The organism is Halomonas litopenaei (assembly GCF_003045775.1).
Lineage (GTDB): Bacteria > Pseudomonadota > Gammaproteobacteria > Pseudomonadales > Halomonadaceae > Halomonas > Halomonas litopenaei.
The window spans coordinates 731,053-744,971 of record NZ_PXNS01000001.1 but is presented as its reverse complement, the minus strand read 5'-3'; the positions used below and the strand labels follow the sequence as shown (position 1 = coordinate 744,971).

Here is a 13,919-nt window from a genome sequence, read left to right as displayed (position 1 = left end):
CACGATGAGAATATAACCGTGCCAAACATTCAACTGCGCCTAGCAACTTTTATTTTATCTCTTCTGACAATAGCCAGCATTTCGGACTGTGATAACGCCTCCACTTTAAGCTTTATAAAATCTCAGACCACAACCATTGTCAAAATGGAAGGAACGCCATACTTTACTTTAAACACACCCCAAAACAAATCATACTGGGACCACTTCAGTAACATAACAGAAGATCAAATGAAAGAGAGAGCCAGCAACGGAGATGGCGAAGCCACCTTCCTATTGGGTCTTGTTTACTTTGGTCAGATCATAGGATTCGAGCTGCAGCCTGATACGAGCGAAGGCACGAAGTTACTTCAAGAGGCATGGAGGCTTGGCGTTATAGATGCCGGTTACTCTCTCTTCACTGTCTACTACAGGGGAATTGGCTCCCCAGTCAATAGGCCGCTTGCCCTCGCCTATCTCCAGGCATCGGCGGAGAGGGGCTATATTCTCTCCCAGAGGAAGCTGGGCCACGCTTACCGAGGCTCCAATCCTCGGGGCTTGGTGGAGGAAAATATCCAGCAGGCGCGAACCTGGTTTACCAAAGCCGCCGAACAGGGTGATGCCGAGTCCGCCACCCAGTTAGCCGGGATCTACCGGAAAGGTCTTGGTGTTCCTAAAGATGAACAAGCGGCCTTCGATTGGTTGAAACGCGCGGAAACCATGCCGTTTGAGGGACGTATCAGCCATAGCGGCCTTGCCATGTACTACGAACAGGGCATCGGCACCGAAGTAGATCTGGTACAGGCCTACAAATACTACGACCTTGAAGATCCTGCTGGAGCGCCAGACAAACGCCGCCTCGAGGCAATGATGACACCGGAGCAGGTTCAGGATGCCATTCGCCTTTCACGCGAGTGGCAGGAGGAACACGGCGTTTTCGTACCAAGTTACTATGGACTTGAGTATCAACCCGACGGCAGTTTTAAGTAACGCTGACAACACTACAGTGACCTTCCACCGGTACCGCCAACCGGCGGTTCTTCGGGGGCAGCTCTCTATGTCACCCTAAGAACTACCACCGTCTTCGTTGGCGCGGAGATCATCGAACGCGGTGCTTTGTTCACCGTTCCAAAAAATGCGGCTTGCCCTCAACCCTCACCGTATACGCTGCGCGAACCGTCTCCTGCTGGGTGACCCGCTGCCGATGTGGCGTTCGCGATGAGCAAGGCCAGGTACTGCCCTACGAGTCCATGGAAGAGGAACAGAATGGCCTGGAGCACCAGCCGGATGGTAGCTACAAGTAGCAAGAATGCTATGTCTTCGTTTTATATGTTCGTTTCCCTTCCCCAGTACTACCACACATCCAGTTTTTGGGGACGCTTCGACACTTGGTGTAGACGTATGCTGCCTACCTTACATATGTGAAATTCACTCAGGAAAAAAGGAGCCTTGATAAACCAGTCGCAACTTATTACAGGAAGTAAACTACACAAAGGAGTGTGTAATGCCTAAACGTCCTATTTCCATATCAATCATCTGCTGCGCCCTGATGATATTTTCCACAGTACAATTTGGGTTAATGATGAGAGGCTATGAAAGCATCGACTTTACCATAAAAATGCATATGATTGGGCTGCCTAGGGGAATGCAGTCATTATTACTAACCGTTAATGCTACTATGCTACTATATACAGCAACGATGATATTCGCTCGTCTAAAAAGAGGGAGAAATATCTTTGTATTCTGGCACGGCTTAACTCTTCTGTTTTTGTTTTTTTTTAACTTCGACAAATCAATAACAAATTTATTATTGTTGTTTTTTATAATATCTACCTTTTTCCTATATCGTCAAAAAGCCAATATCTATTTCAATTCTCTTGTCTCATGACGGTATCATCATGAGAAAATTATTTGGTATTCTCTTTCTAACGATCTGCGCCTTTTTTGTATATACAGTGGGCCTGCTGGCCTTCTTCGATGTCCCAGAAACCGGGAATGTAAAGTTTGAAGTAATGGGGGAATATTGCATACCTCTGGCAGGATTCCTGTTACTTGGCCTGGTGGTATACCCTGGGTCAAACTGGATGACATTGTCAGGCATCACGCTACTATCAGGGCAGGCAGTCAATGTCTTTATTACTTTTCTATTGATATCGTTCAAGCGATCGGAAGAGCTTTCAAACGTTATGGACACAAGCGCTTTCGATTATTTCAGCGACTATCTCTCCGGCTTCTCGATAATGATCGGCGTCGCTTTGCTTGGCGTCATTCTGCTTGCTTTGGGGCGCGTATACAGAAAATCACACGAGGCTCTCGATGGAGTGCCGCCGTAAATTCACCAGCAAAGGGAATCGGTGACGGTTATCGATAGAGCGCAAAAGGCCGGCATCACTGCCGGCCTTTTCTGTTGCGCCCGTCGCTTGGGTCAGGCGACCTGACGATCAGTCACCGAAGGGATTGCGCAGGACGATGGTCTCGTTGCGGTCCGGGCCAGTGGAGATGATGTCGATGGAGGTGCCGACCTGCTCCTCGAGGAAGCTGATGTAGGCGCGGGCGGCGTTGGGCAGGTCCTCGACGCGCTTGACGCCCAGAGTCGACTCGCTCCAGCCCGGCAGGTCCTGGTAGACCGGCTCGATGGCCTCGTAGCCTTCGGAGTCCACCGGGTTGTCGAGCACTTCGCCGTCCTTGCTGCGATAGCCCACGCAGACACGGATGTTCTCGAGCCCGTCCAGTACGTCGAGCTTGGTCAGGCAGATGCCGGATACCGAGTTGATCTGCACCGCGTGACGCAGCGCCACGGCATCGAACCAGCCGCAACGACGGGCGCGACCGGTGGTGGCACCGAACTCGTGGCCCTTCTCCGCCAGGTGACGGCCGTGCTCGTCGAACAGCTCGGTGGGGAACGGACCAGAGCCGACACGGGTGGTGTAGGCCTTGGTGATACCCAGCACGTAGTCCAGATACAGCGGGCCGACGCCTGAACCGGTAGCGGTGCCGCCGGCGGTGGTGTTAGAGCTGGTGACGTAGGGGTAGGTACCGTGGTCGATGTCCAGCAGCGAGCCCTGGGCGCCTTCGAACAGGATGTTCTCGCCACCCTTGCGCAGGTCGTGGACCAGGCTCACGGTGTCGGTGACCATCGGACGCAGCTCTTCGGCCATCTCCATGGCGCTTTCCAGGGTCGCCTGGAAGTCCACCGGCTCTTCGCCGTGGTACTTGGTCAGCACGAAGTTGTGGTAGTCCAGCACCTCGCCCAGCTTGGAGGCGAAGCGCTCACGATGGAGCATATCGCCCAGACGCAGGCCGCGGCGGGCGACCTTGTCTTCGTAGGCCGGACCGATGCCGCGACCGGTGGTGCCGATCTTGGCGATGCCACGAGCCTTCTCGCGAGCCTGATCCAGGCGCACGTGGTAGTCGAGGATCAGCGGACAGGCCGGCGACAGACGCAGGCGCTGGCGCACCGGCACGCCCTTGCTCTCGAGCTCGCGGATTTCCTTGATCAGTGCCTCCGGCGACAGCACCACGCCGTTGCCGATGACGCAGGTCTTGTCCTCGCGCAGCACGCCGGACGGAATCAGGTGCAGGACGGTCTTTTCACCGTCGATGACCAGGGTGTGGCCGGCATTGTGACCGCCCTGAAAACGCACCACGGCGGAGGCGGACTCGGTCAGCAGGTCGACGACCTTGCCCTTGCCCTCATCGCCCCATTGGGTACCCAGTACGACTACGTTCTTGCCCATTGCAGTTCTCGTCTCTTCTTGGTTGCGCCTTGGCGCCACAGTCGATTAAAGCGCCACGCCCCGGCGCCCCGGTATTGCTTGCCAGGCAGTGCCAGGCACTGCCGGCAGGATCATGTCGCCAGCGGTTCGAGCACCCAGCGCTGGTCTCGGGCCACAAGCTGCTCGCTGCAGCCGTGTCCCGCCGCGCGCTGGCCGGGCAGCCCCTGGATCACCCGGCGCCCCTGACGCCTCAAGGCCTGAACCGCCTCGTCGAGGCCCTCGGCGTCACCTTCCGCCGGCGCCCAGACGCTGTCGCTGGCGGCCTCGCTGGAGGCCAGCGTCGCCAACAGCTTCAGATCCATCGAGAAGCCGGTAGCTGGCCTGGCGCGACCGAAGGCACGGCCGGTGTCGTCGTAGCGCCCGCCCTTGGCCAGGGCTTGACCGTACCCCGGCACGTAGGCGGCGAACATCATGCCGGTGTGGTACTGATAGCCGCGCAGCTCGGCCAGGTCAAAGTAGCAGGCCACCTCGGGGTGTTCGCGATGCACGCCCTGATACAGCTCGCACAGCTTGTCGAGGGCGTCGTTGACCGCCTGGGGCGCCTCGGCAAAGGCTTCGCGGGCCTGGTCGAGCACCTCGGGGCCGCCGTGCAGCTCGCCCAGGGTGCGGAACATGGCCGCCAGAGCGGGATCGCTTACCGCCCTGGACACCTCTGCCTCTAGCTGCCCCGGCGACTTGAGCGCCAGCGCCGCGGAGATGGCGTATTCGGCCTCGGCGTCGAGCTCGGCGACCTCGACCAGGTTGCGGTAGATGCCGACGTGGCCAAGCGCCAGGTGCACCTCGCCGGCGCCGGAGGCCGAGAGGCTCTCCAGCGCCAGGCGCAGGATCTCGAGATCCGCCGCCAGGCTGGCGCTGCCGAACAGCTCGACACCGACCTGGACCGGGCTGCGCCCGCCCTGATGCTTGTCGGCCTTGGCTCGCAGCACATTGGTGCAGTAGCACAGACGCACCGGCCCTTCGCGCTTGAGCGAGTGGGCATCGATGCGCGCCACCTGCGGCGTGACGTCGGCGGTCACCCCCATCATGCGCCCGGTGAGCTGGTCGGTGAGCTTGAAGGTCTGAAGGTCGAGATCGGTGCCGGTGCCGGTCAGCAGGGAGTCGAGAAACTCCACCGGGGGCGGCATCACCTGGTCGTAACCCCAGAGATGGAAGAGGTCGAGCAGCGCCCGGCGCAGCTCCTCCATACGACTGGCCTGAGGTGGCAGCACCTCGTCCATGCCGTCGGGCAGGAGCCAGCGGTCAGCGATGGTCATGTCGATATCCTGCTTGGTCGATATCTTGCTTAGACGGTGGGCCTGGTCCGCGCGCACGCAAAACCTCGCGCACTGGTGAAATCCGGGAACTCATCTCGGAGCGGTCTCGGAACTTCTGGCGTGCTGGCGAATGCGTCGGACGGAACGATGTCGGGGATGACGGCCACAAAAAAACCGGGCCACGCCCGGTTTACCGATTCTATCACGTTTGGCCGCCAGTTGAACCCCGCAAGGGCAGCATTCGCCCTTGCGGTCGGCGGCCAGGGGCCACCGCTAGCCCTGGGGCTGGCTGCCAGCTCCCTGGGGATCGGCGCTCTTGAGGTAACGGAAGAAGTCGCTGGAGGGATCCAGCACCATCATGTTGCCCTCGCCGGCACCGAAGGAGTCGCGATAGGCGTTGAGGCTACGCCAGAAGCGATAGAACTCGGTATCGCCCTCGTAGGCGTCGGAGTAGATACCGGCGGCCTCGGCGTCACCCTCACCACGCAGGGTCTCGGCACGCTCGTTGGCCTGGGCCAGCAGTACCTGACGGCGGCGATCGGCGTTGGCACGAATCCGCTCGGACTCCTCCTGGCCTTGGGCGCGCCACTCGCGGGCCTCACGCTCACGCTCGGAGCGCATGCGATCGTACACCGCCGAGGACACGTCCTCGGGCAGATCGATACGCTTGACCCGCACGTCGAGGATGGCCACCCCGATCTCTTCGCGCATCAGCTTGTCGAGCTCCTCAGTGGGGCCGGACATCAGCTCGTCACGCTTCTCGGAGATGATCTGCTGCAGGTTCAACTGGCCGAACTCGTTACGCAGGCTCTCGTCGACCCGCGGCTGGATCAGGCGAACCGCCATCAGTTCGTCACCGGCCGTGGCCTCGTAGTAGCGAGTGGGGTTGACCACCTGCCACTTGACGTAGGAGTCCACGATCACCGCCTTCTGCTCCTGGGTCAGGTAGCGGCTGGCGTCGGTGTCCAGGGTCAGCACCCGGGTGTCGAACTTGCGAATGGTCTGGGTGATCGGCACCTTGACGTGCAGGCCCGGCTGGATATTTTCCTCGATGATCTCACCGAAGCGCAGCTTGACCGCACGCTCGGTCTCGTCGACCACGTAGAGGCTGTTGCTGGCCAGCCAGGCGGCGGCGGCCAGGCCGCCGACGATGAGCAGGGATCGATTATTGATCATTTAGCGACCCTCCCGCTGAATACCGGTGTCACGACCGTTGCGGTTCGAGCTTGAATTGGAGGCCGCGTTGGCGGACTCGGCACGGATGCGCTCCAGCACCTGCGGATCGAGCTGATTCTCGGCGTCGGCAGCGGTGGACGTGCCCAGACCACGGCCGATACGGTCCATCGGCAGCACCATCAAGGGGCCATCCTGATCGACGTCCACCAGTACCTTGTTGGTCTGGCCGAGCACCTCGGAGATGGCGTCGAGGTAGAGACGCTCGCGCATCACCTCGGGGGCATTGCGATACTGGGTCAGCAGTGCGGTGAAGCGGTTGGCCTGACCACGCGCCTCGGCGACCACTGATTCGCGGTAACCCTGGCCCTGCTCGACGATACGCTGCGCCTGACCCTGAGCCGCCGGGATGATGGCGTTGGCGTAGGCCATGGCCTGGTTGATCGTGCGCTGACGATCCTCGCGGGCACGGATGACGTCATCGAAGGCGTCCTGCACCGCATCGGGCGGCGAGGTGGACTCGACGTTCAGGGTCACCAGACGGATACCGGTACCGTAGTTGTCCAGGTAGGTCTGCAGACGGCTGGTCACGGCACTGCCGAGGATCTCACGACCCGAGGTCAGGATGTCGATCATGTCGGTGCCACCGACCACGTGACGCAGCGCCGAGTCGAGGGCGTTTTCCAGCGACAGCTCGGGATCACGCACGTTAAGCACGTAGTCACGCGGCGCTGCCACCTGGTACTGGGCCGAGATCTCGACCGAGACGATGTTCTCGTCCTGGGTCAGCATCGACTGGGTCTGGCTGACCGAACGCACGCGGGTGACGTTGACCATGCGCACGTCGTCGATCAGCGGCGGATTCCACTGCAGACCCGGGGTGACGACTTCCTGGAACTTGCCGAAGCGCAGTACGACGCCACGCTCCGACTGGTCGACCAGATAGAAGCCGCTGGCCGCCCATACGGCGAGACCGATGATGATCAACAGTCCCGGCAAGGCGAAGGTATTGCGCGGGCGATTGCCGCCGCCCTTGCCGCCACCCTTGCCACCGCCGCGCTTGCCGCCGCGGCCGCCGAGCATGCCATTGAGCTTGTCCTGAAACTTCTTCAGGGCCTCATCGAGGTCGGGGGGACCCTGATTGTCGCCACCGCGGTTGCCACCGCCCCCATTACCGCCACGGCGCCCCCCGCCACTCCAGGGGTCGTGCTGGTTGCCGTTGCCGCCACCAGGCTCATTCCAGGCCATACGTCGTCTCCACTCTGTGCCCCCGCCTAGACGAGGCGCATCGATTGCGATCCTTGGAAAACACTGCATACATTGCTGCGCTCGGCATCTCGGCCGCCGGCGGTGCTCAAGGTTCTCATTTAACCCTGTGTCAACTCCGACCTTTGCGCTCCGGCGGCGACCAACCTGTCGTCGCTCGCGACATTTCTTCAGTGCTTTCCTTGTGGCGTCACCATCCGGGCGACGCTCTTGCCGACCCGTCAGGCGGGTCGGTTCAGGCTTCCCAGACGTCGCGTTCCTGCAGCGCGACGGGAAGGTAATCGGCGGCACGCTCGCCAAGGCGTGCCATCAACTGATTGAAGTCACGACGCGGCAGACGCACATCCAGCTGCGTCTGGCCGTCCTCGTCGAAGGACTCGTCGCGCACGGCATTCAGCTCATGCAGCGCCGCGCGCAGCTTGCCCTGCTCCGGCGTCAGGGTCAGCGAGAAGTCGATGATGTCTTCCGCCAGCCGCTCGGTCAGGGCCTGGGTCAGCAGGTCCAGCCCCAGCCCCTTCTGCGCCGACAGCCACACCGTCTGCGGTACCCCGTGCTCGTCGCGCTCGATGCGTGGCGAACTGTCGAACAGGTCGATCTTGTTCATCACCTTGAGCGTCGGCACGTCCAGCGCGCCGATCTCGTCGAGCACCGCCTCCACCTGGGTGACGTTGAGCTCACGATCAGGATCCGCTGAGTCGATCACATGCACCAGCAGGCTGGCCTCGGCGGCCTCCTGCAGGGTGGCACGGAACGCCTCGACCAGCTTGTGCGGCAGGTGGCGGATAAAGCCCACCGTGTCCGCCAGCACCACCGGCCCCACGTCCTCGACCTCAAGACGCCGCAGCGTAGGGTCGAGAGTAGCGAAGAGCTGGTCCGCCGCATAGACCTCAGACGCCGTCAAGCTGTTGAAAAGCGTTGACTTGCCGGCGTTGGTGTAGCCCACCAGCGAGACGCTGGGGATCTCGGCACGCGAGCGGGCGCGACGATTCTGACTGCGCTGACTACGCACCTTGTCCAGGCGCTTGTGGATCGACTTGATGCGCGCACGCAGCAGGCGGCGGTCGGTCTCGAGCTGGGTTTCACCCGGACCGCGCAGGCCGATACCGCCCTTCTGGCGTTCCAGGTGGGTCCAGCCTCGCACCAGGCGCGTGGACATGTACTCGAGCTGGGCCAGCTCCACCTGCAGCTTGCCCTCGTGAGTCCGCGCCCGCTGGGCGAAGATATCCAGAATCAAGCCCGTACGATCGAGCACACGACACTTCAGCGTCTGCTCGACGTTGCGTTCCTGGGAAGGACTGAGCGCGTGGTTGAAGATCACCAGCTCGGCCTTGTGTACCGCCAGGGCCTCGCCGATTTCCTCGAGCTTGCCCGACCCCACGAAACTCCTGGGGTCGGGTCGTTGCCGCGAGCCGGTCACGAGGGTTGCGGGTTCGGCACCCGCCGACCTCACCAGCTCGTGGAACTCACCGGGATCTTCGCGCTCCTTCTCGTCCTGAAAGTCGATATGGACGAGTACCGCCGTTTCACCGGCGTCGGGACGTTCAAAAAACAATCAATACCTCACGAAATATCAGCTCTCCGGCTGCGCAGCGGGATCCTGGGCCGGCAGACGCACATTGCGTGACGGCACCACCGTGGAGATGGCGTGCTTATAGACCATCTGGCTGACGGTGTTGCGCAGCAGGATGACAAATTGGTCAAAGGATTCGATCTGGCCCTGCAGCTTGATGCCGTTGACCAGGAAAATCGATACCGGAATGCGCTCCTTGCGCAGAATGTTCAGGTACGGGTCTTGAAGGGACTGCCCTTTGGACATGTTGCTCTCCCTGAAGTGTCTTAGGGTTTTAGGTTATGGTGCCGCCCGCCGATGTCTTCAAGACGGCGGGCGACAGGTATTCGGTTGTTCGGCGGGACCCTGCAAGTGGTCGCACGAACTCGTTATCTTACGCTAAGTCCCCGCTTCGCGCACGAGTTTCACGAGGCGCTCGGCGGGGTCGGCCGCCAACGGGTCCACCCAGGTCAGCGCAGGCCAGCTACGCATCCAGGTCAGCTGCCGCTTGGCCAACTGACGCGTCGCCACCACGCCACGATGAATGAACGTCTCACGATCAAACTCGCCATCCAGGTACTGCCATGCCTGACGATAGCCCACGCTCTTCATCGATGGCAGCGACAGCGTCAAATCGCCACGCGCCTTGAGCGCCGCCACTTCATCGAGAAATCCGCCGTCCAGCATGGCGGTGAAGCGCCTGGCAATTCTCTCGTGCAGCACGGAGCGCTCGGCGGGAGCGAGCCCTATGGACAGCAGACGAAAGGGAAAGGTTTCACGACGCTGCTCATTCCACAGCTCGCTCATCGGCCGCCCGGACAGCTCGAACACTTCCAGCGCCCGCATCAGGCGCTGAGGATCATTGGGGTGAATGCGCGCGGCCGACTCGGGATCGACCTCGGCCAGGCGGCGATGCAGCGCCTCGAGGCCGTCCTGCTCGGCCAGGCGGGACAGGCGTTCACGCACGGCGCTGTCCGCCGAGGGCAGGTTGGCGACCCCCTCGACCAGGCGCTTGTAGTACATCATGGTGCCACCGACCAGCAGCGGCAGCCGGCCACTGCCGGCGATATCGTGCATCTCGGCCATGGCATCGTCGCGAAACTCTGCCGCCGAGTAGGCCTGGGCCGGATCACGGATATCGATCAGTCGATGGGGCGCCCGAGCGAGTTCCTCGGCCGAGGGCTTGGCCGAGCCGATATCCATGCCGCGATAGATCATCGCCGAATCGACACTGATGATCTCGCCCCCCAGGCGCTCGCGGATCTCGATGGCAAGATCGGTCTTGCCCGCCGCCGTGGGGCCCATCAGCAGCAGCGCCAGCGGTCGGTCGTCCTGCGCGGGCGGCGTGGCCGCAGCCGGAGCGTCTGTCGGCGCCATCATTGCCCTCGCAGAAACAGCCGGTCCAGATCCTTGAGGCTCATCTGGGTCCAGGTGGGGCGGCCGTGGTTGCACTGACCGCTGCGCTCGGTGCGCTCCATGTCACGCAGCAACGCGTTCATCTCGGCAATGGTCAACTGGCGATTGGCGCGTACGCTGCCGTGGCAGGCCATGGTCGACAGCAACTCGTTGATGTGGGCTTCGATGCGATCGGAGCGGCCGTAGCGCTCCAGGTCCGAGAGCATCTCGCGCATCAGCGGTTCCACGTCGGCATCGGCCAGCAGCGCCGGCACCTGGCGCACCAGCAGGGTCTCTGGACCGGCGGCATCGAGTTCGACACCAAGCCGGGTGAACGCTTCGCGCTCGCGCTCGGCGGTCTCGACCTCGGCGGCGCTGACCGCCAGCGACACCGGTACCAGCAGCGGCTGGGCATCCAACGCGCCACCGTGGACCTGGGTCTTCATGCGCTCGTAGACGATGCGCTCGTGGGCCGCGTGCATGTCCACCAGCACCAGCCCCTGGGCGCTCTGGGCCAGAATGTAGATGCCGTGCAACTGGGCGATGGCGTAGCCCAGTGGCGGCGCCTGGGTGGCGTCGTCTTCCGGCATCACCTCATGCGTCGACGAGGTGAGCGATGCGCCGCCGACCCCAGCAGGGGACTCACTAGCCGCGCCAGCGGCGCCGGGCCAGGTTCTTGGCGTGGGGCTATGGCGCTCGGCCTGGGCCGTGCCGGCGGCCAGACCGCCGGCGCCTGGGCCTCCTGGCTGCGGCGTCAGCAGGCTGTCTTCGTGGTCCGGGTGCAGCTTGCGGTAACCGTCCATGAAGGCGCGCACCCGGTCCGGGGTGACACCGCCCTCGCCCTCGTCGCGGCGCGGGTGCAGCGCCATCGGCTGCTGCTGCCAGGAAGGCTGTTGTCGGGACGGGTGTTGGCCGGGATTCCCGCCCTGGGGGGCCGGCTCGCGGATCTCGCCGGTCTCGGGGTCGACGTCGAGGCCATCACTCTGGATGCTTGCCTGCTGCTGCGAAGACTGACCATCCTGATGCCCTGCGCGGGCCTCGCCCAGCGCCCGGTGCAGGCTCGAGAACAGGAAGTCGTGGACCATGCGCCCGTCGCGAAAGCGCACCTCGTGCTTGGTCGGGTGGACATTGACGTCCACCACGGTGGGGTCCACGTCCAGATAGAGCACGAATACCGGGTGGCGACCATTGAACAGCACATCGCGGTAGGCCTGGCGGATGGCGTGGGCCACCAGCCGGTCGCGCACCACCCTGCCATTGACGAAGAAGTACTGCTGGTCGGCCTGGGCGCGGGAGTGGGTCGGTAGTCCCACCCAGCCCCACAGGCGCAGGCTGCCGGTGGCGATGTCCAGGGTCAGGGCATTGTCCAGGAAGTTCTTGCCCAGCAGCGAAGCGAGACGTCGCTCCACCGCGTGGTCATCCCGTGCCACCGGCAACTGGTGGATGGTCTTCTGGTTGTGGCGAAGGGTCCAGCCGATGTCGAAGCGCGACAGCGCCTGGCGCCGAAAGGCCTCCTCGACATGGTTGAACTCGGTCTTTTCGGTACGCAGGAACTTGCGCCGGGCCGGAGTGTTGAAAAACAGATCACGCACCGCCACCGAGGTACCACGCGGATGGGGAGCCGGAGTGACGCGGGGCTCCATGCGCCGCCCTTCGGCCACCACCCGCCAGCCGCCCTGAGGGTCCTGCTCGACGTTGGAGGTCAGTTCCAGTCGCGACACCGAGCTGATCGAGGCCAGCGCCTCGCCGCGAAAGCCGAGGCTGGCGACGCCCTCGAGCTCCTCCAGCGACAGGATCTTGCTGGTGGCGTGTCGTGACAGCGCCAGCGGCAGGTCCTCCTCGCCGATGCCGGAGCCATCGTCACGGATCCGGATCAGCCGGGCACCGCCGGACTCGATGTCCACCTCGATGCGGGTGCTGCCGGCGTCGATGGCGTTCTCGATCAGCTCCTTGACCACCGAGGCCGGGCGCTCCACCACCTCGCCGGCGGCGATCTGGTTGGCCAGCCGGGGGTCGAGAATCTTGATCGAGCGGCGCTGTGACACCTGGACGCCAGGCTCGCTCTCACACGGGATATCACTCATGAACTGGGAATCCTCAACACCTGGCCGACGCGAATGACGTCCCCCGACAGCTCGTTGACCTGCTTGAGCGCGCTGAGCGCCACGCCGTGACGCGAGGCGATGGCGGACAGGGTGTCGCCTGGCTGGATGCGATACTCGTTGGTAGCGGTGGACCGCCCCTGATCGCGCTGCCAGGCCAGCAGGCTTGCCGGTGGCGGGTTGCGCTCGAAGTGCGAGCGGATGCCGCCGAACACGGCACTCATCATCCGCTGCTGGTAGCCGCCGTCCTTGAGTCGTCGCTCTTCCTCCGGGTTGGAGATAAAGCCCGTCTCCACCAGCAGCGAAGGAATGTCCGGAGACTTCAGCACCACGAAGCCGGCCTGCTCGACCCTGGGCTTATGCAGGTCGTTGATGCGCCCGATGCGACTGAGCACCTCATCGCCGATGGTCAGGGAGTCATTGAGGGTCGCGGTCATGGTCAGGTCCAGCAGCACGCCTCTGAGCACCTGATCCTTGTCATCCAGCGACAGGTTGCCGTCGACCCCGCCGATCAGATCAGAGCGGTTCTCGCTGGCCGCCAGCCACTTGGCGGTCTCCGAGGTGGCTCCGCTCTGGGACAGCGCGAACACCGAGCTGCCGTGGGGACGCGGACTATTGAAGGCGTCGGCGTGAATGGAGACGAAGAAGTCGGCCTTCTGCTCGCGGGCGATCAGGGTGCGCTGACGCAGCCCGACGTAGTAGTCGCCGTCGCGGATCAGCACCGCCTTGAAGCCGGGGGAGTCGTTGATCATGCGCGCCAGGCGATCGGCCATCTGCAGCACCACGTCCTTCTCGCGGGTACCGCTCGGGCCCAGCGCGCCGGGGTCCTCGCCACCGTGCCCTGCATCCACGGCGATGATGATGTCGCGCTTGGGATGGGGCTGAGCGGTGTCGATCACCGGTGCTGCCTCCACCGGGTCACGGCCCTCGGCCACCGCCACGGTCTTGGCCCGCTCGGCGGCGATCTCCTGCTCACGGATCATCGACTCGATGGGATCGATGGGGTCTTCCACCGCGCTCTCGCCGGGGTACTCCAGATCCACCACCAGACGATCGCCGTACTGGTTGTTGGGCGCCAACGAGAAGTGACGCGGCTCGATGGCGCGGCTGAGCTCGAGCACCACGCGTAGATCGCCGCCGTCGCGCACGCCTGTGCGAACAGAGCTGATGGCGCTGTTGGACAGGTCCATGCTGGCAGGATCGGCGGCCAGGCTGGTGCCACTGAGATCGATGACCAGCCGGCGCGGGTTGTCGAGCTCGAACACGTTGGCAGTGGCCGGCGCCGACAGGTCGAACACCAGCCGCGAGTGATCCGGCGCGGCCCACAGGCGCATGTTGTCCACGCTGGCGGCCTGGGCAAGGCTCGAAAGCGTAAGGCCCAGTGTGGCCACCAACGTCAATAGACCAGCACCCATACGGGCCGGAAGGC

At 62.9% G+C, this 13,919-nt stretch carries 11 protein-coding genes; 2 read left to right on the top strand and 9 right to left on the bottom strand.

From position 1 onward, the window contains the following. Window positions 1-18 precede the first annotated feature (18 nt). Entirely contained in the window at window positions 19-966 is a 948-nt protein-coding gene (locus tag C6W88_RS03400; RefSeq protein ID WP_146164629.1) for a tetratricopeptide repeat protein, read from the top strand. Window positions 967-1,874: 908 nt separating this feature from the next. After that, window positions 1,875-2,309 (top strand): hypothetical protein, encoded by a 435-nt coding sequence (locus tag C6W88_RS03395; protein WP_108131458.1) that lies wholly within the window; start codon window positions 1,875-1,877, stop codon window positions 2,307-2,309. 108 nt (window positions 2,310-2,417) lie between these two features. Here the strand turns inward: C6W88_RS03395 and C6W88_RS03390 are convergent, their stop codons facing one another. From C6W88_RS03390 to C6W88_RS03350, 9 genes are all read right to left on the bottom strand, one after another. Beyond that, window positions 2,418-3,713: an adenylosuccinate synthase gene (locus tag C6W88_RS03390; RefSeq protein WP_045993100.1), complete on the bottom strand. Its 1,296-nt coding sequence runs from the start codon at window positions 3,711-3,713 to the stop codon at window positions 2,418-2,420. Window positions 3,714-3,823: 110 nt separating this feature from the next. Next, the gene (locus C6W88_RS03385; RefSeq protein WP_045993099.1) at window positions 3,824-5,005 is read right to left on the bottom strand and encodes an ATP phosphoribosyltransferase regulatory subunit; all 1,182 of its coding nucleotides are present in this window, start codon (window positions 5,003-5,005) and stop codon (window positions 3,824-3,826) included. A gap of 273 nt (window positions 5,006-5,278) precedes the next feature. Beyond that, window positions 5,279-6,181: a protease modulator HflC gene (hflC, locus tag C6W88_RS03380; RefSeq protein ID WP_045993098.1), complete on the bottom strand. Its 903-nt coding sequence runs from the start codon at window positions 6,179-6,181 to the stop codon at window positions 5,279-5,281. Further along, window positions 6,182-7,426 carry an FtsH protease activity modulator HflK gene (gene hflK / locus C6W88_RS03375; protein WP_108131457.1) on the bottom strand — a complete coding sequence of 415 codons (1,245 nt, stop codon included), beginning with the start codon at window positions 7,424-7,426 and terminating at the stop codon, window positions 6,182-6,184. A 253-nt stretch (window positions 7,427-7,679) separates the two neighbouring features. Further along, window positions 7,680-8,996, bottom strand: a complete 1,317-nt coding sequence (gene hflX / locus C6W88_RS03370; protein ID WP_045993096.1) for a ribosome rescue GTPase HflX — start codon at window positions 8,994-8,996, stop codon at window positions 7,680-7,682. An 18-nt stretch (window positions 8,997-9,014) separates the two neighbouring features. Continuing rightward, entirely contained in the window at window positions 9,015-9,260 is a 246-nt protein-coding gene (hfq, locus tag C6W88_RS03365) for an RNA chaperone Hfq (protein WP_045993095.1), read from the bottom strand. Between the two features lie 132 nt (window positions 9,261-9,392). Further along, window positions 9,393-10,370: a tRNA (adenosine(37)-N6)-dimethylallyltransferase MiaA gene (miaA, locus tag C6W88_RS03360; protein WP_108131639.1), complete on the bottom strand. Its 978-nt coding sequence runs from the start codon at window positions 10,368-10,370 to the stop codon at window positions 9,393-9,395. Beyond that, a complete protein-coding gene (gene mutL / locus C6W88_RS03355) occupies window positions 10,370-12,472 on the bottom strand; it encodes a DNA mismatch repair endonuclease MutL (RefSeq protein ID WP_108131456.1) in 2,103 nt (700 codons plus the stop codon). Before mutL ends, miaA begins: the two co-directional genes overlap by 1 nt. Beyond that, entirely contained in the window at window positions 12,469-13,905 is a 1,437-nt protein-coding gene (locus C6W88_RS03350; protein WP_108131638.1) for an N-acetylmuramoyl-L-alanine amidase, read from the bottom strand. Before C6W88_RS03350 ends, mutL begins: the two co-directional genes overlap by 4 nt. Between the last annotated feature and the right edge of the window lie 14 nt (window positions 13,906-13,919).

What these genes read in the sequence shown, in the direction of transcription:
- C6W88_RS03385 (WP_045993099.1), bottom strand. Translation starts at nt 5,005, where the DNA reads ATGACCATCGCTGACCGCTGGCTCCTGCCCGACGGCATGGACGAGGTG.
- C6W88_RS03350 (WP_108131638.1), bottom strand. Translation starts at nt 13,905, where the DNA reads ATGGGTGCTGGTCTATTGACGTTGGTGGCCACACTGGGCCTTACGCTT.
- mutL (WP_108131456.1), bottom strand. Translation starts at nt 12,472, where the DNA reads ATGAGTGATATCCCGTGTGAGAGCGAGCCTGGCGTCCAGGTGTCACAG.
- hfq (WP_045993095.1), bottom strand. Translation starts at nt 9,260, where the DNA reads ATGTCCAAAGGGCAGTCCCTTCAAGACCCGTACCTGAACATTCTGCGC.
- hflC (WP_045993098.1), bottom strand. Translation starts at nt 6,181, where the DNA reads ATGATCAATAATCGATCCCTGCTCATCGTCGGCGGCCTGGCCGCCGCC.
- hflK (WP_108131457.1), bottom strand. Translation starts at nt 7,426, where the DNA reads ATGGCCTGGAATGAGCCTGGTGGCGGCAACGGCAACCAGCACGACCCC.
- C6W88_RS03395 (WP_108131458.1), top strand. Translation starts at nt 1,875, where the DNA reads ATGAGAAAATTATTTGGTATTCTCTTTCTAACGATCTGCGCCTTTTTT.
- miaA (WP_108131639.1), bottom strand. Translation starts at nt 10,370, where the DNA reads ATGGCGCCGACAGACGCTCCGGCTGCGGCCACGCCGCCCGCGCAGGAC.
- C6W88_RS03390 (WP_045993100.1), bottom strand. Translation starts at nt 3,713, where the DNA reads ATGGGCAAGAACGTAGTCGTACTGGGTACCCAATGGGGCGATGAGGGC.